Below are 14,883 nucleotides of genomic sequence, written 5' to 3' on the forward strand. Positions count from 1 at the left end.
TTTTGTGAGGTGATGGACAATTTTAATGAAAGACCTAGATGCATCATTGACGTTGGAAGGATTAATTGCCGCGCAGCAGCGGTTAGCCGTTGACCATTCGCTACAGTCGGTTTTGGCGGCAAAGCGAGGCTCAGTCGAGGCGGGGATTGGTGGAGAGGAGAGGGTGGCAGAAGTCTTCCGGAAGCACCCGTTTTCTGATGAACACCATATTTTCCACGATCTATCTCCTGCATGGCGCGAGCATTTCCAAATGGATTCCTTTGTGCTGACTCCTTGGTTTGGTACAGTTTTAGAGGTGAAGAATATTGGCGGGGTCCTGGAATTCAAGGATAAACCGCCCCAATTGATCCGCACAAAGGAGGATGGACACCAGGATGGGTATGAGAGCCCGGTTGTCCAATTGGAGCATAAACGCGAACTAATTAGTGATTGGCTATGGGATAGAAATATTGATATCCCGATATTTGGTGCCGTTGTATTGGCCTACCCTAAACAAATTGTGGCCGTTCCCCCTAAGAACACAAACATCTTATTCCCCGGTTTGATTCCCTCTTTTTTGAAAAGCATCCCACAACATGGAAATAAGTTGGACCACGAAACCTTTAACTGGCTATCTGCAGAACTTTTGAAAAGTCATCGACCTTTTATTCCTAAACCACTATGTGAAACTTATGGTATTCCTTTCGGTGATTTTCAGCCTGGTGTAAGGTGTGTGACCTGCGGGAGATTTGGCATGATTAAGCAGCCCCGGACATGGTGCTGTCCGCATTGCGGTGCGGTCGACCACATTGCCCACCAAAGGACATTACGCGAGTGGTTTTTGATATTTAAGCGAACAATCACAAATCGAGAGTGCCGGGAGTTTTTGGGGGTGGATGATATTCATGCAGCCAAGCGTATTTTGCTGAGTATGGATATGCAAAGTGAGGGAACCTATCGAGATCGGTACTATTTTATGGATTTAAGATCTACTAACCAAACCAATGATCGGGAGACGATTATTGTTCCGTAATGTCGCCAGTAAATGATTTCTATGCGCCAGTAACAGAGGCTTATCCGCCAGTATTTGGTGCCTATCCGCCAGTTATTTGCGCTCTCGCCAGTAATGTGGGCTTATCCGCCAGTAAGTTACCGCTATCAGCCAGTAAAGTCCCGTCATCCGCCACTAACCCGCCCACCACTCACTACAAAACGTGTAACCGCTCTCCCATAGTGATATGATAGTCATGAATTCAACTCAATTAAGAGGAGTGTAGTGGAATTGAAGAACGAACTGATTGAAAGATTTACTTCCTATGTTAAAGTGGACACCCAGTCCAATGAAAACAACGAAACTTGTCCATCCACCGAAGGTCAGTGGACACTAGCCCGCATGCTTGTTGAAGAATTGCAAGCGATTGGGATGCAAGAGGTCACGATTGATGAAAATGCTTATGTGATGGCGACCTTACCGTCGAACACAGATAAAGAAGTCCCAACGATTGGCTTCCTCGCCCATGTTGATACAGCAACAGATTTTACTGGGAAAAACGTGAACCCGCAAATCGTTGAAAACTATGATGGGAACGAAATCATCTTAAACGAGGCCCTTAAAGTCGTGATGTCACCAAAGGATTTTCCAAGCCTTCCTGACTATAAAGGCCACACCCTGATCACAACAGACGGCACAACGTTGCTAGGGGCAGACAACAAAGCCGGCATTACCGAAATCATGACCGCCATGGCTTATCTGTTGAATCATCCAGAAATTAAACACGGTAAGGTCCGCGTTGCGTTCACCCCAGATGAAGAAATCGGCAGGGGACCACATAAGTTTGACGTTGCGGCGTTCAATGCCAAGCATGCTTATACCGTTGATGGCGGTCCGCTCGGAGAATTAGAATACGAAAGCTTCAACGCAGCGGCGGCAAAAGTCACAATCAAAGGAAACAACATTCACCCAGGCTCCGCAAAAGACAAAATGGTCAACTCGATGAAAATTGCGATGGAATTACATAGCAAGCTCCCAGCCCAGGAAGTACCAGAAAATACCGAAGGATACGAGGGCTTCTTCCATCTATTAGCATTCAATGGTGATGTAGAACTGACCAAGCTCCACTACATCATCAGAGACCATGATATGGACAATTTCAAGGCTCGTAAGACATTAATGGAAAGCATCGTGAGTGAGCTTAAGTCCAAATACGGCAGCGACTCCATTCAACTCGAACTCAATGATCAATATTACAACATGGGTGAAAAAATTAAACCGGTGATGGAAATTGTTGATATTGCTCATGAAGCGATGGTGAGCCTTGGCATTACGCCAATTGTTAAACCAATCCGTGGCGGCACCGATGGCTCACAGCTTTCCTATATGGGTCTGCCGACACCGAATATTTTCACTGGCGGGGAAAATTTCCACGGTAAATTTGAATTTATTTCCGTGGATAATATGATCAAGGCCACTAACACTGTCATTGAAATCATCAAATTAACGGAACAAAAAGCGTAACTAAAAAAGCTCGCTTTGACTAACTCAAAGTGAGCTTTCTTTCATAAAAACAGTGCTGCGGTACATTGTCGAAGACTTGACACCGTTTCTTCCAACTGATTATTTAGCTGCTCAACAGACCATTTCCCGCCATTTCCCTTTAGATCCTTTTGTATCAATAACAGCATCCAAATCGAAAACACAGTTGCCACTAAATAATACTCCGTAAAAAAACATTCCCGGTCATGCTCATATGTAACCAGATCAAGATACGTTCTCAAGATTCTTTCCCGCAATGGACTTGTCACTTTTTTTGGAAAAAGAGGATGGGACATATCAATCAGGTGGTACAGGTCCCAGTGTGGTGAATTAAGATGGGCGTGCTCCCAGTCTAAGATCTTCAATTCGGTACCAGCAACTGCAAAATTTCCGGTATGTAAATCGCCATGGGTCAACACTTGAAGCTTTGACAACTGCCAATCACTTAGTTTCTCAAAAATAGCATCGACGAGTTCCTGCTTCATGGTCAAATCAGACATTAAACGATATACTTCATTCTTCTTACCAAAGACCTCAGCTATAATTTCCTCTATTCTTGGCTTCAGTCCATTAAGTGGTACATTCCCCAATTGTTCAACCGGGAGAGAATGCCACCATGCAGTCCACTTTATAACATCTAATACTATCTCCTCATTAAATTCATGCGAGAGCTGGCCGAGGTCCTCAAGAATCATCCAGTTCAGTTCGGTGCAGTCATTTATGGAGTAAGAAATAATTCTTGGAAAAATGGCTGGGAAATGGGGAAGGATATGTTCATAAACCCAGACCTCTTTGCCTAATTGACCATTATTTGTTAGTGGCTTAAAAATATAGCTTGAATCCTGGGTCAGATAAAATCTTTCGACAAATCTCCCATTCATTCCTTTATAAAGGATTTCCTTTTTCAAAATTAACTTCTCATTTAAACCCCCGTTGGCCTCAACAATATTGTTAGGCAGCTCCATTAACACACCACCAAATCTATTAATAGTTTAATAGAGTTATTTTTACTAAAAATATATTGGTAATCTTTATGCAAAACAAGTGAAATGCATTACTGAATATTTTCAAACAGCTTGGTCAAAATAACACTGGTTCGATTTTTTCAAGGAGGTTAGGCAGAATGGATAACCGTAGCACACATGAGTTTGTAGAACAGCTCCATGAAAAGCAGGCAAAAGATCAGAAAAATAAACAACGTCAAGCAACGAGTCAAAAAAGCCAGAGAATGCCGAATAAACAGCATTAATGAGAAAAGCGCAAGCGCCCTGGTCAGCGGCGTATGGCCTGGAGCGCTCCAACTGAGATAAAGGAAACACGAAGAGCCGGAGGCGATTCGATGTTGACTTATCGTAGGGCGGAGAGCGAAGGACACTAGCCGCTAGGGCGCTGGAGCTAGACAGTAATCTAAGTTCAAAAACTTATACTTTTCTCATAATAAGAAAAGGGCCGGCCTCACGCGATACGGTGAGGCTGGCCCTTTTAAATTACTTATTCATGTTTGCAAGAAAACCACCAAGTAGGTCGTCGATATCCAACTCGACTTCAGTTTCCTCTTCTTCAGGTGAAGGCTGCTTTTCTTTTGCATCTTCCCAGTCAAAATCACTGAGGTCATCATCCATATCACTTAAGTCGATAGGGGATGGCGGATCCTCCTTACCGGCAGCAATCTGAAGATAACTGTCATCTTTTTGGAGTTTCTCGGGAAATACTTCTTCCTGAAGATACAAAGCTTCATCGATATCGATTGAATGACTGTTTAATGATGCCAGCAGTGCAGTCGAACGAACTGGATCAGAAATCAGCTGATAAAGAATACTTCCCAGCAAGGCTTCTGAATGCTCATGCTTCAACCAATTCCGCTGGGCTTTCGTTAACTTGTGGGGGAGGGGGATCGTAATGGTCTCCTTTTCCCGCGAAACAGAACCACTCACACCTTGCATCACAAACTCGGCAATTTTACTAGAAAAATTCCTTCGCTCTGTATCCTTCAACTTTTGTAAATGCTTTAAGATATGGTCAGGTGTATCAGAGGGGATGCGAAAGGATATAGCTTGACCCCTCTGAACCTCATTTGAGGCTGGCTTTTTCATATATAATCACCTTATTTAGCTTTTACAGGTTCAACTCTAGGCGCTGGTTGTTGTTTTTCTGACTTTCGAACAAAGTCGATGATGAGTTTATAATAAGCGTTAGCCATCATCCAAATACTTTCTTTCTCATCTTCAAAGAAATCAATATTGTAACCGTCTAAATTGTTGTTTAACGTTTTAAGATATTCCTTTAAGACATTAGCTCCGCCGCCAACAAAGTAGCAAATTTCTGTTTGGGAGTTTCTCTGCCAAACATTACGCAGCAAACGATATTGCTTTTTAGCTAGATCAAGCAGGATGCGGTCGGTAATATCATGCACGCTTGTCCGGCTTCCTTTTACCATAATATGATTGCGGTCACTTTTCTTCGTAATAATCTCAACTACATCACGGCGGCTATCGAGCTCAACGCCATGCTTTGTTCTAATCTCTTCGCGAATTGCTTCTAATGATTCTGAAACCCCTAGATTAAACCCTTGGGCTTTATCATCATCAACATTACGATTCTTGATGACAGCGATATCTGTTGATAATCCACCGATATCTTGAATTAAGATGCGCTTATCAATTAGATCCTTATTGATGATTTTCCCGCTATTATCCAAAACAAGATTGATAAATGCGGCGAAACCTTCAGGATATACTTTTACTTCATCAAATTTAATATTAACTTTTAACCCTTGGTACTTTGGAGTGACAAGGAATTCAACTTGATGGACTGAACCTACTAGTTTAGAGCGGTAGCCTGCATCTTTTCCTTCTTTTACTTCGCGAAGGGGAAGACCTGTTCCTAACGTATAATTGGCATCAATTATATTTTTAGTGCGCGGGAAAGCATTTGAGTTATTTTCCCTTACTGCGTCTAAAGCTAATGTTGCAAATAGCATGATTAATGTTTGATCTTCTTCTGACTTGCTGCTGCCAGGGTCTAACTCAGTAGCATTAATACTTTTAGTAGCTAGATTACCAATACGGAAAATTCCGTTGTTCTCTTTTAAAGCAGGGGAGTGGACTTTGATGTGAATGCCATCTAATGGATTTTTATTATCAAGTTCTTCAATCCCAATAACAGGTCGATCTTCTGTATCTCTAGCAATAATGTTAGGAATATTTAATTCATATTCAAGTTCTCCGAAAATGGCCTTAATAGAGTCATTCCCTACATCAATAGCTGCAACTCTGGATTTAGTCATTAATATCATTCCTTTTCAATTTATAGATTTATTATTTTTTATACTGGGTATGTAATTCTAGTTCCTTCTCTTAGGTTATAGAAGATTAATAGATTCTTCAAGATTTCTCAGCAAAAAAAAATATAACTGTAATGATGTAAACAATATGTAAACTTTAGTACGTTGTATACATTTTTGTAAACACCAATGACAAATCTGTATACAAAGCTTCATATCAGAGTGTGTACGGATTTGTTTACATGTACACATAATTGTAAACATTAAGTATACAACTTTGTAAACAAGTACACAATAATGTAAACTTACCATAATTCCTCATGGTTGATTCACTATTTCACTAAGTATAGTTCTAGACAAAAAAATCATACCATCAAAGCTGAGCCTTACCGATTCTAGGATAATGAGGAAGAAAAGGGGGCATAGTGTACTGACCTAAACTCATCGACCTAGCAGACCAAACTATCCTTACTAAGATATAAGCTGTATAAACCTTATATGAGGATTACCGTTCCAACAACTTCGTGACAAAGTGACCTTTAACCCCAAAAAATATCCTTGTACTTTTCCTTAAATAAATCTGACCCATTTGAATTCATTTCCGTCATCTTTATTGAGATGATCCCCACTGATTTTTGCTGAGGAGAGCCTGAGTGTTCTTTCTACCTCTTTCATACGTAGAAGTAGCAGCTTTCCCATTTGTCTCAGAGCTGCCCTGAGCGTTTTCATGATGTAGGATTGGAAGAATAACATTCCTCTAACCTCGCTATCCAACTTGAATTCACACAATAACGTTATCAAACTTCTGTATTCAATAATAACAACCAAATATACTTGGTTTGGTTATACGGTGTATACCAGTTTGTCTACTTGAAAACATTTTTGTAAACACGAAGTATACAAAACGTAAACAGGTAAGCAAATTGGTAAACACGTCTACAAATTTGCATACAAGTCCTATAACTTCTTAAAAAACCTCAAGTCTTTGTTCTTTAATCCTTACTCATTCACACATACATACTCCATAGAAGTTGAACATAATCATCAAATGAAGGGAAAAGGGGATAGTCCTTTATCTATCATTTATGACGCCAGCATCCAAATTTCCACGAACATAGTGGTAATACCATTTCCCTTTGTAATCAGTAAACTAACGTTATTTTATTGTCCCAATGTTATTAAGATATTTGTAAACAAAGATTACAAATCTGTATACACAGCGCTATTACTTGATGTGTACGAGTTTGTCTACATGTTTACGCTTTTGTAAACAAAAAGTATACATAATGTAAACATGTAGACAAAAATGTAAACCAGCAATTTATCTTTCTTTTTTAGGTCTATATTACAAAAAAAGCACCCCATGGGGGCGCTTCCAGAAGTCTATTAATCTATAAGGTAATTTATCCCATCAACTCTATTCACCCTTCACTCATCGCACTGGCAACCATATCTTCACTTACGTAAAGGTAATACCATTTCTCCTTGTAATTCAACCAGCCAGTCACGACGGACTCATGGCTGGTTAATTTGTACCTTTCTGCTAAAACATTTGCCCCCTCCAATTCGGTTTTCTCACTTTTATCGAGATAATCCCACTGACTATTGTTAACGAGTTCCAGTGTATTTTTCATTACACCTTGATCATTAAGGAAATACCATCTGCCTTCAGAGTTGATCCAACCTGATTTCATCAGCCCTGTATCATCGAAATAGTACCATTCTCCCCTATCAGCAAGCCAACCTGTTTTCATTGCACTGCTTTGATCAAGATAATACCGATTCGCATCCAGCGATAACCAGCCGGTTTGCAGCTCCCCTTTATTGTCGAGATAATAATTCTTTCCGTTGTCAGCAATCCAGCCCTTTCTCATCACACCCCTTTGGTCGAGATAGTACTTCTTACCGTCTTTTTCGAGCCAGCCGGTTTTCATGACACCTTTTTTATTGAGATAATATTTCTGTCCATTCTGGGTAAGCCAGCCAGTCTGCATAACCCCTTTATCATTAAAGAAATAGCTTTCCCCACTGATCGATTGCCAGCCGGTTTTTACTTCACCATCAACATAATAATACTTGTTCCCGCTTAGTTCAGCCCAGCCGTTCCCGTATCCGTTCGCTTTGGCAATGGAATCAAAGCTGCTATCGGTATGGGTGATGATAACTGATGTATATTTACTAACGTGACTATAGAGCCAGCGTACTTCTGAATTGTGCATCCGAATGCAGCCTGAACTGGCGTAGGTACCGATTGAATTTTCATTGGCATTCCCATGAATTGCATAGGTTGTCCCATAGGTTCCTCTTGCTTCCAATCCCATCCAGCGGTTACCTAAAGGGTTCCGTGGATCTCCCCCTGGGATTTTCAATTTATAATAGGGCCGATTAACGATTTTCGTAACAATTCGAAATTTGCCTTCCGGAGTAAGTGATCTGGTTCGACCTGTAGCCACTCTAAATGTTTTAACTAGTTTTCCACTATCATAAAAGGCAAGAGTGTTGGTCTTCTTATTAATAATAATTAGCTGTGAACCGCCACTAGCATCTGCTTGACTCGTAAATAGGAATAAACTAAATAACAAAACAAAAATAATAGAAAGTTTTTTCATCGTAATCTCCCCAATTTATGTCATTATTACTAATAAAAGTAACATACGTAATCAGAATATTTTGTCAAAAAATCAAAGGAAAAGTAATCCTACTTACCTGTTTTTTAAGAAATTTAATCGGAAATTCTCTCTCTATTCGACAATCTTCTCTCTACATTAAAAGATAAATATCTCCTCTACCTGGTGTCAGGCACCAGAAGGACTTGAAAAAACGATGGCAGTTGGGTATGGTAAAAATACAATTCTCCGTTTAGGGTGTGTATCATGCGTATTAATAAGTTTATTAGCGAGTCTGGGAAGGCATCTAGAAGAGGGGCCGATAAGTTAGTTAGTGAAGGAAAGGTTACGATTAATGGGCAAGTGGCGGTAATGGGCAGTCAAGTGGAACCGGGGGATGATGTTCGAATCAACGGGAGCCAGATTAAAGTTGCCCATAATTATGTCTATATTGCCTTAAATAAACCGGTCGGAATTACGAGTACGACGGAAAGGCATATCAAGGGAAATATCATTGATTTAGTCAATCATCCCTTACGAATCTTCCATATTGGGCGATTGGATAAGGATTCTGACGGACTCATCCTTCTAACGAACGATGGTGATATAGTTAATGAAATTTTACGTGCCGAAAATAAGCATGAAAAGGAATATATCGTTACCGTCGACAAACCGATTACTCCTGAATTTTTACAGAAGATGGCGGCCGGAGTTGAAATTCTCGATACAAAAACCCTTCCATGTAAAGTAACCCAACTATCTAAATATGTATTTCAAATCATCTTAACACAAGGGTTAAATCGCCAAATCCGCCGGATGTGCTCAGCTCTCGGCTACGGGGTTGTCCGCTTACAGCGGACAAGGATCATGAACATCCATTTAGGCAACCTGCCAATTGGACAATGGCGTGACTTATCGAAAAAAGAAAAGAATCAATTATTTTCTGACTTAAATTACCAGCCGAAAGAATGGTAAGCTAGAATATACGATCACCAGAGGTGAATCATTTGGAAATCGGAGCAAAAATTCGTGCGATACGAAATCGAAAGAGAATCACCATTGCGCAAATGTGTGAAGGAACAGGGCTGTCTAAAGGATTTATCAGCAATGTTGAAAACAATAATACCTCTCCATCTATTAGCACGCTGCAAACAATTGCAACCTTTCTTGGGGTTCCTTTACCGTATTTATTATTAGAAAAAAAAGAGCATATGCGGGTTGTTAGAAAAAATGAACGGACTCATTCCACTTTTAACCACTTAAAGATCGAACATTTAACCTCTAAAGGCGGCTTAAGAATGATGCTTGTCGAATTTCCTGCTGGCGCTTCTATGGGTGAATTAAATGCTCATGAAGGAGAAGAGTGTCATTTGGTGTTAGAGGGAAAAGTCCTAGCAGAACAAGGCGAGGACTCCATGATCATTGAAGAAGGGGATTCCTTTAGCTGGAACGCTAGTGTACCCCATTTTGTTAAAAATATTGGTGATGGAAAAGCAGTTGTCCTCATTTCGATTTATTCTGATAGTGAACTAAGAGACATTTTTTAATGTAACCCACTCCCTATTCAAAAAAAGGCTGACAAATAGGAACAAGCAGCTTCCATATATGTTAGCCTTTTATTTATGTTCCTACTGTATTTTCAAATCTTGGATGACCTCTTGTGCAGCCCTCTCACCCGTCTCGACTGCACCATTCAAATACCCTGGATACTTGATTGATGTGTGCTCACCGGCAAAAAAGATATTCCCTTCCCGTTCCCCTAAAATACCAGCAAATTTCGTATACTGCCCTACCCTCCAATACGAATAGGCCCCTTTGCTCCATTGATTACTAAGCCAATGGTCGATGGTTGCTAGCCCGTTCCAATTATTAACGCTGCCTGGCAATACAGGTTCTAGTTTGTCCAAAAAGTTACGCGTCGTCTCTGTTAACTTTTCATCTGTGACCGCAAATTGCTGAGCCGCATTTTCACCTCCTGTATAATTAACCAGAATCCCCGATTGACCTGGTTGAGCCCGTGATGATTCAAACGTTTGCTGATAGCCTGTATCCGCAAATGTTTCGCCATTATTTCCAAGTTCGTTCCAAAATCGATTGGTAAATTGAACATGATGCTTTGTATTGATGCCCATTCCAAGCTCTTCAATCGCCACCGCCTTTAATGGGCAAAATCTTGCATTCTGATAATCTATCGTTTTTAAAATACTAAATGGGATAGCAAGAATTACTTTATCCGCTAAGACCACCCATTCTTTTTCATTATTTTTAAAAACGAGCTTTATCTTATGATGACTGTGTTGGTCTATTTTGATTAGTTCAGCATTAAAATGGATTTGTTCTTGAAGCTTTTTTGCTAATAAGGAGGGAATTTGATCATTGCCACCGCAAATATGAAAACATTCGTCTGAATCGCCGTACATTTGAAAGTTCATTTTTTCTACAGCCCCTAACATATAAAGAAGATTTAGTGCACTCTGCTCACTGGCGTCTGCTCCAAATTCAACGGTATAGGCCAAGGCTAATAGCTTGCCAAAACGAGAACTGATGCCTCCAGGTACCGTTTCATTGATATAGTCAACAATCGACAGATGATCCAGCTCATATCCTCGTTCCGTATAACAATTATAAAGAGTCGTTTCACCCGCTTCTTTCAGATCCCTTTGTAGTTGGGGGAGGATTTTGATAAAATCATCGGTTACTTCCTGAAAGGAATACGGACGTTGATCAAAAAAATAAAATGGCTTGGTACCAATGGCCTCTGACATGATTAAATGGTCTAATTTTAAGCCTAATTCTTTCGCAATGTCCTGGATCTCCGTATGGCACGTATCTATCAATTCCCCGCCTCGTTCGACCATTTGATCGTCTTTGAAATAATTCCTCCTTGTCCAACAACGTCCGCCAACCCGTTCAGACGCTTCATAAATTGTTGCTATGATCCCCGCCTGTTTTAGACGATACGCGCATGTAAGACCCGCCAAACCTGCTCCCACAATGACAATCCTTTGATTCAATTGCACACCGTTATGCACCATATCGTGTGTAAGAAAAGTATCTTGTGAATTATTATGTTTTAGTGTAAAAGCTTGTCCAGTACCAGATTGTTTGTCCATTTCAATACCTGCCATCGCAAATGATTTCTGCAGTATACTTGCTAATGGTGTTCGTGCCAAGAAAAACCAGCCCCTTTTGCAAAAATAAGCCTTGCTAAATGATTGATTAACTATCGCCGGATAGTACTTATCAATAAAATATGCACTGCGTTTTAATCTGCCTGAGACAAGTAGCCGGTTCCTTAATAATTTTATTCCCGAAAAAAACTGTTGCTTCTACAGAAATAGAAACTCCTATTGTGTTAAAAAATTGCTATACATTCATCGTGTGTGACAAAATAAGGAGGGAATGGGTCTGGTAATGTTGCCGGAAGCAAAAATTAAATAATCCATTTACATATCGGCATCATTCACCAAAAATCACATATTGGAGGGAAATAGTTGATGAGAACCATGAAACTCGGAAGCAGTTCTTTAGAAGTGCCCGTCGTAGCTGTTGGGTGTATGCGTATTAACTCGCTAGAGAAGAAAGAGTCAGAGCATTTTATTCAATCTGCCTTAGAAGAAGGGGCAAACTTCTTTGATCATGCCGACATTTATGGCGGCGGCGTATGTGAGGAAATTTTTGCAGATGCGATCCACATGAATGCAGATATTCGCGAGAACATTATTTTGCAATCTAAATGCGGGATCCGTAAGGGCATGTTTGATTTTTCTAAAGAATATATTTTGGAATCTGTCGATGGGATATTAAAACGATTGAGGACTGAATATCTCGATGTCCTGCTTTTGCATCGCCCGGATGCACTTGTCGAGCCTGAGGAAGTGGCTGAGGCCTTCGATATCCTTGAAACTTCTGGAAAGGTCCGTCATTTTGGCGTTTCCAACCAAAATCCAATGCAGATCCAATTGCTTAAAAAGTTTGTGAAGCAGCCACTCGTAGCTAACCAGCTGCAATTAAGTATTACGAACGCTACAATGATCTCAAATGGAATTAATGTCAACATGGAGAATGATTCTGCGATAAACCGGGATGGAAGCGTTCTCGATTATTGCCGTTTGAACGATATCACCATCCAACCCTGGTCCCCATTCCAATACGGATTCTTTGAAGGCGTTTTCCTTGGAAGCGAAAAGTTTCCGGAATTGAACCAGCAGATTGATGAAATTGCCGCTACATATGGAGTCAGCAGCACTACCATCGCAATCGCCTGGCTACTACGCCATCCAGCCCATATGCAGCCAGTCATCGGGACAATGAATATCGACAGATTAAAGGACTGCTGCAAAGCAAGTGACATACAATTAACTCGTGAGGAATGGTATCGTATTTATCGCGCCGCCGGCAATATTCTTCCGTAAAGTAACGCTTTGTCGAATACCATGAGACGTTAATGTGCTGATTAGAACATCGGAGAAATGAAATCGGACTAAAATTTGTAGGTAAATATACCCATTATCCGTTGTTAGATGATGATTCTTATGTAATTTGTAACATAATTGTAATAAACGGAAATTAAGCTCAGTGGTTGTCACTACTGGGCCCTTATCATTTAAAGGCAGTAAAATAGTCCTATTTTCAGATTATTAGGTAAACTGAGAAATATTATTGCAATATAATTGCCATAGATGTAAAGCTTTTAACATTTCCCTGTTCTTTGTTTCAGCAACATCCATGTTACGATTAGGAAAAATTAGCTGCCAAAAGAACAGGGAGGGTAAACAATGCTAAAAACATTTAAAACATTGATAGCAGTTGCTGTACTCTCAGTAACTGTCAGTGCTAATGTACAAGCCGCAACGATAACTGTAAAACAAGACAATACCCGATGGGATCAATATAATCAAACCTTAGAAAATATCCAAAAGGATGCGGATATGCTTGAAACAGATATACCTGTGAATCCTGCGGCACCAGCCGTTACTGAACCATTCCCGGTATCTGCAAAGCCCGTTATTGCACATGCAAAAAAGAAAAGTACACCTGTCATAAAAGTAACTAGCAGTAAAAGTAAAAGTAAAAGTGCAAAGGAAATTACCGTGAAGGCCACTGCCTATACAGCTTCATGTGAAGGATGTTCAGGAATTACCAAGACCGGTATTAATATCAAAGATAACCCAGATGAAAAGGTCATCGCTGTTGACCCATCTGTCATTCCTCTGGGCAGTAAGGTTTATGTAGAAGGCTTTGGTGAAGCGATTGCCGCAGATACAGGCAGCGCAATCAAAGGAAATCGAATTGACGTGTTTATTCCATCTGAACAGGATGCGATTGATTTTGGTGTAAAAAAATTAAAGGTGACTATCTTAAATTAACACCAAAGAGAGAACCGTCCAAATATCCAGACAAAACACTGCAGACACTACTTTTTCCTATAGTGTAGCAGTGTTTTTTATTTGCCCTTAGAAATATTATTGCAATATAAATGCCATGTATGTAAACGATTTAACATCTCCCTGTTCTTTGTTTCAGAAAATTCTATGTTACTATTTAGAAAACTTAGCAACCAAAGAACATGGAGGGTAAAAGAAATGCTTAAAAGAATACTATCAATTTTAGCAGTTGCTGTACTCTCAGTAACTGTAAGTGCTAATGTACAAGCTGCAACGATTACTGTACAAAAAGGGGATACCCTTTGGGATCTTTCACGCGAAAATAATATATCTTTAGAAAATATCCAAACGGTGAATAATCTAACCTCAGACCTAATTTTCCCTGGTGATCAATTAACAATTGCTCCAGAAAAACATTATACTGTTAAAAAAGGTGATGCATTATGGGACATCGCCATGGATTATCAAGTAACTGTTCCGCAACTTAAAGAATGGAACAAATTAACTACCGATCTCATCCATCCTGGATTAAATCTATTAATCTATGAGGGTTTAAATACTACTACAACAACTTCTTCTAAGGTTGTAACAGAAAAACCAATCAAGGAAGCCGTACAAATAGAACCTGCAAAGCCGACTGCACAGGCACCAAAGGAAAGTGAACCTAAGGTGGAAGCTGCGTCAACAGAGAATAAGAGTTCAAAGGAAATAACTGTGAGAGCTACAGCTTACACAGCTTCATGTGAGGGATGTTCTGGCACTACCGCTACTGGAATTAACCTAAAGGCAAACCCAGATAAGAAAGTGATTGCCGTTGACCCATCTGTTATACCACTTGGCAGTAAAGTGTATGTAGAAGGCTATGGTGAAGCAATCGCTGGAGATACTGGCGGTGCAATTAAAGGAAACAGAATTGATGTTTTTATTCCTTCCCATCAAGATGCCGTTGAGTTTGGTGTAAAACAATTAAAGGTAACTATTATAGACTAATCTGTCTAAAAAATAAAAAAAGTTGAACCTAATCAAAACGGTTCAACTTTTTTATTTTCAAATTTTTGATGCCCAGCCCCATGATTTAAAATCCACCTATTATTC

At 40.0% G+C, this 14,883-nt stretch carries 13 protein-coding genes; 8 read left to right on the forward strand and 5 right to left on the reverse strand.

Features of this window, described 5'->3' with window-relative positions:
* Positions 1-25 precede the first annotated feature (25 nt).
* Positions 26-1,012 (forward strand): nuclease-related domain-containing protein, encoded by a 987-nt coding sequence (locus tag COJ96_RS03550; protein ID WP_098571611.1) that lies wholly within the window; start codon positions 26-28, stop codon positions 1,010-1,012.
* 249 nt (positions 1,013-1,261) lie between these two features.
* A complete protein-coding gene (gene pepT / locus COJ96_RS03555; protein WP_098571660.1) occupies positions 1,262-2,494 on the forward strand; it encodes a peptidase T in 1,233 nt (410 codons plus the stop codon).
* Positions 2,495-2,535: 41 nt separating this feature from the next.
* Here pepT and COJ96_RS03560 read toward each other — a convergent pair whose 3' ends face one another.
* Positions 2,536-3,477, reverse strand: a complete 942-nt coding sequence (locus COJ96_RS03560; RefSeq protein WP_098571612.1) for a phosphotransferase family protein — start codon at positions 3,475-3,477, stop codon at positions 2,536-2,538.
* A gap of 158 nt (positions 3,478-3,635) precedes the next feature.
* Between COJ96_RS03560 and COJ96_RS03565 the strand changes: the two genes are divergently transcribed.
* The gene (locus tag COJ96_RS03565) at positions 3,636-3,761 is read left to right on the forward strand and encodes a DUF4023 domain-containing protein (RefSeq protein ID WP_098571613.1); all 126 of its coding nucleotides are present in this window, start codon (positions 3,636-3,638) and stop codon (positions 3,759-3,761) included.
* Positions 3,762-3,999: 238 nt separating this feature from the next.
* Here the strand turns inward: COJ96_RS03565 and COJ96_RS03570 are convergent, their stop codons facing one another.
* From COJ96_RS03570 to COJ96_RS03585, 3 genes are all read right to left on the reverse strand, one after another.
* Positions 4,000-4,605: a hypothetical protein gene (locus COJ96_RS03570; RefSeq protein WP_098571614.1), complete on the reverse strand. Its 606-nt coding sequence runs from the start codon at positions 4,603-4,605 to the stop codon at positions 4,000-4,002.
* An 11-nt stretch (positions 4,606-4,616) separates the two neighbouring features.
* Positions 4,617-5,798: a ParM/StbA family protein gene (locus COJ96_RS03575; protein WP_098571615.1), complete on the reverse strand. Its 1,182-nt coding sequence runs from the start codon at positions 5,796-5,798 to the stop codon at positions 4,617-4,619.
* A 1,418-nt stretch (positions 5,799-7,216) separates the two neighbouring features.
* Positions 7,217-8,404, reverse strand: a complete 1,188-nt coding sequence (locus COJ96_RS03585; protein ID WP_098571617.1) for a L,D-transpeptidase family protein — start codon at positions 8,402-8,404, stop codon at positions 7,217-7,219.
* 264 nt (positions 8,405-8,668) lie between these two features.
* Here COJ96_RS03585 and rluF point away from each other — a divergent pair, with 264 nt between their 5' ends.
* Positions 8,669-9,376, forward strand: a complete 708-nt coding sequence (gene rluF, locus COJ96_RS03590; RefSeq protein WP_098571618.1) for a 23S rRNA pseudouridine(2604) synthase RluF — start codon at positions 8,669-8,671, stop codon at positions 9,374-9,376.
* Between the two features lie 32 nt (positions 9,377-9,408).
* Entirely contained in the window at positions 9,409-9,948 is a 540-nt protein-coding gene (locus COJ96_RS03595; RefSeq protein ID WP_098571619.1) for a helix-turn-helix domain-containing protein, read from the forward strand.
* A gap of 81 nt (positions 9,949-10,029) precedes the next feature.
* Here COJ96_RS03595 and COJ96_RS03600 read toward each other — a convergent pair whose 3' ends face one another.
* Positions 10,030-11,574, reverse strand: coding sequence for a flavin monoamine oxidase family protein (locus COJ96_RS03600; RefSeq protein WP_098571620.1), 1,545 nt, complete (start codon positions 11,572-11,574; stop codon positions 10,030-10,032).
* A gap of 324 nt (positions 11,575-11,898) precedes the next feature.
* Between COJ96_RS03600 and COJ96_RS03605 the strand changes: the two genes are divergently transcribed.
* The 3 genes from COJ96_RS03605 (at position 11,899) to COJ96_RS03615 (ending at position 14,778) form a co-directional block, all read left to right on the forward strand.
* A complete protein-coding gene (locus COJ96_RS03605) occupies positions 11,899-12,816 on the forward strand; it encodes an aldo/keto reductase (protein WP_098571621.1) in 918 nt (305 codons plus the stop codon).
* Positions 12,817-13,179: 363 nt separating this feature from the next.
* A complete protein-coding gene (locus COJ96_RS03610; RefSeq protein WP_098571622.1) occupies positions 13,180-13,770 on the forward strand; it encodes a 3D domain-containing protein in 591 nt (196 codons plus the stop codon).
* A 216-nt stretch (positions 13,771-13,986) separates the two neighbouring features.
* Positions 13,987-14,778: a 3D domain-containing protein gene (locus COJ96_RS03615; RefSeq protein WP_098571623.1), complete on the forward strand. Its 792-nt coding sequence runs from the start codon at positions 13,987-13,989 to the stop codon at positions 14,776-14,778.
* Positions 14,779-14,883: the final 105 nt, after the last annotated feature.

This window comes from Bacillus sp. AFS073361 (genome assembly GCF_002567005.1).
Lineage (GTDB): Bacteria > Bacillota > Bacilli > Bacillales > Cytobacillaceae > Neobacillus.

Excerpts from the sequence above, each read along its gene's own strand:
- COJ96_RS03550 (WP_098571611.1), top strand. The coding sequence starts at position 26 with ATGAAAGACCTAGATGCATCATTGACGTTGGAAGGATTAATTGCCGCG.
- COJ96_RS03560 (WP_098571612.1), bottom strand. The coding sequence starts at position 3,477 with ATGGAGCTGCCTAACAATATTGTTGAGGCCAACGGGGGTTTAAATGAG.
- COJ96_RS03565 (WP_098571613.1), top strand. The coding sequence starts at position 3,636 with ATGGATAACCGTAGCACACATGAGTTTGTAGAACAGCTCCATGAAAAG.
- COJ96_RS03570 (WP_098571614.1), bottom strand. The coding sequence starts at position 4,605 with ATGAAAAAGCCAGCCTCAAATGAGGTTCAGAGGGGTCAAGCTATATCC.
- COJ96_RS03575 (WP_098571615.1), bottom strand. The coding sequence starts at position 5,798 with ATGACTAAATCCAGAGTTGCAGCTATTGATGTAGGGAATGACTCTATT.
- COJ96_RS03585 (WP_098571617.1), bottom strand. The coding sequence starts at position 8,404 with ATGAAAAAACTTTCTATTATTTTTGTTTTGTTATTTAGTTTATTCCTA.
- rluF (WP_098571618.1), top strand. The coding sequence starts at position 8,669 with ATGCGTATTAATAAGTTTATTAGCGAGTCTGGGAAGGCATCTAGAAGA.
- COJ96_RS03605 (WP_098571621.1), top strand. The coding sequence starts at position 11,899 with ATGAGAACCATGAAACTCGGAAGCAGTTCTTTAGAAGTGCCCGTCGTA.
- COJ96_RS03610 (WP_098571622.1), top strand. The coding sequence starts at position 13,180 with ATGCTAAAAACATTTAAAACATTGATAGCAGTTGCTGTACTCTCAGTA.
- COJ96_RS03615 (WP_098571623.1), top strand. The coding sequence starts at position 13,987 with ATGCTTAAAAGAATACTATCAATTTTAGCAGTTGCTGTACTCTCAGTA.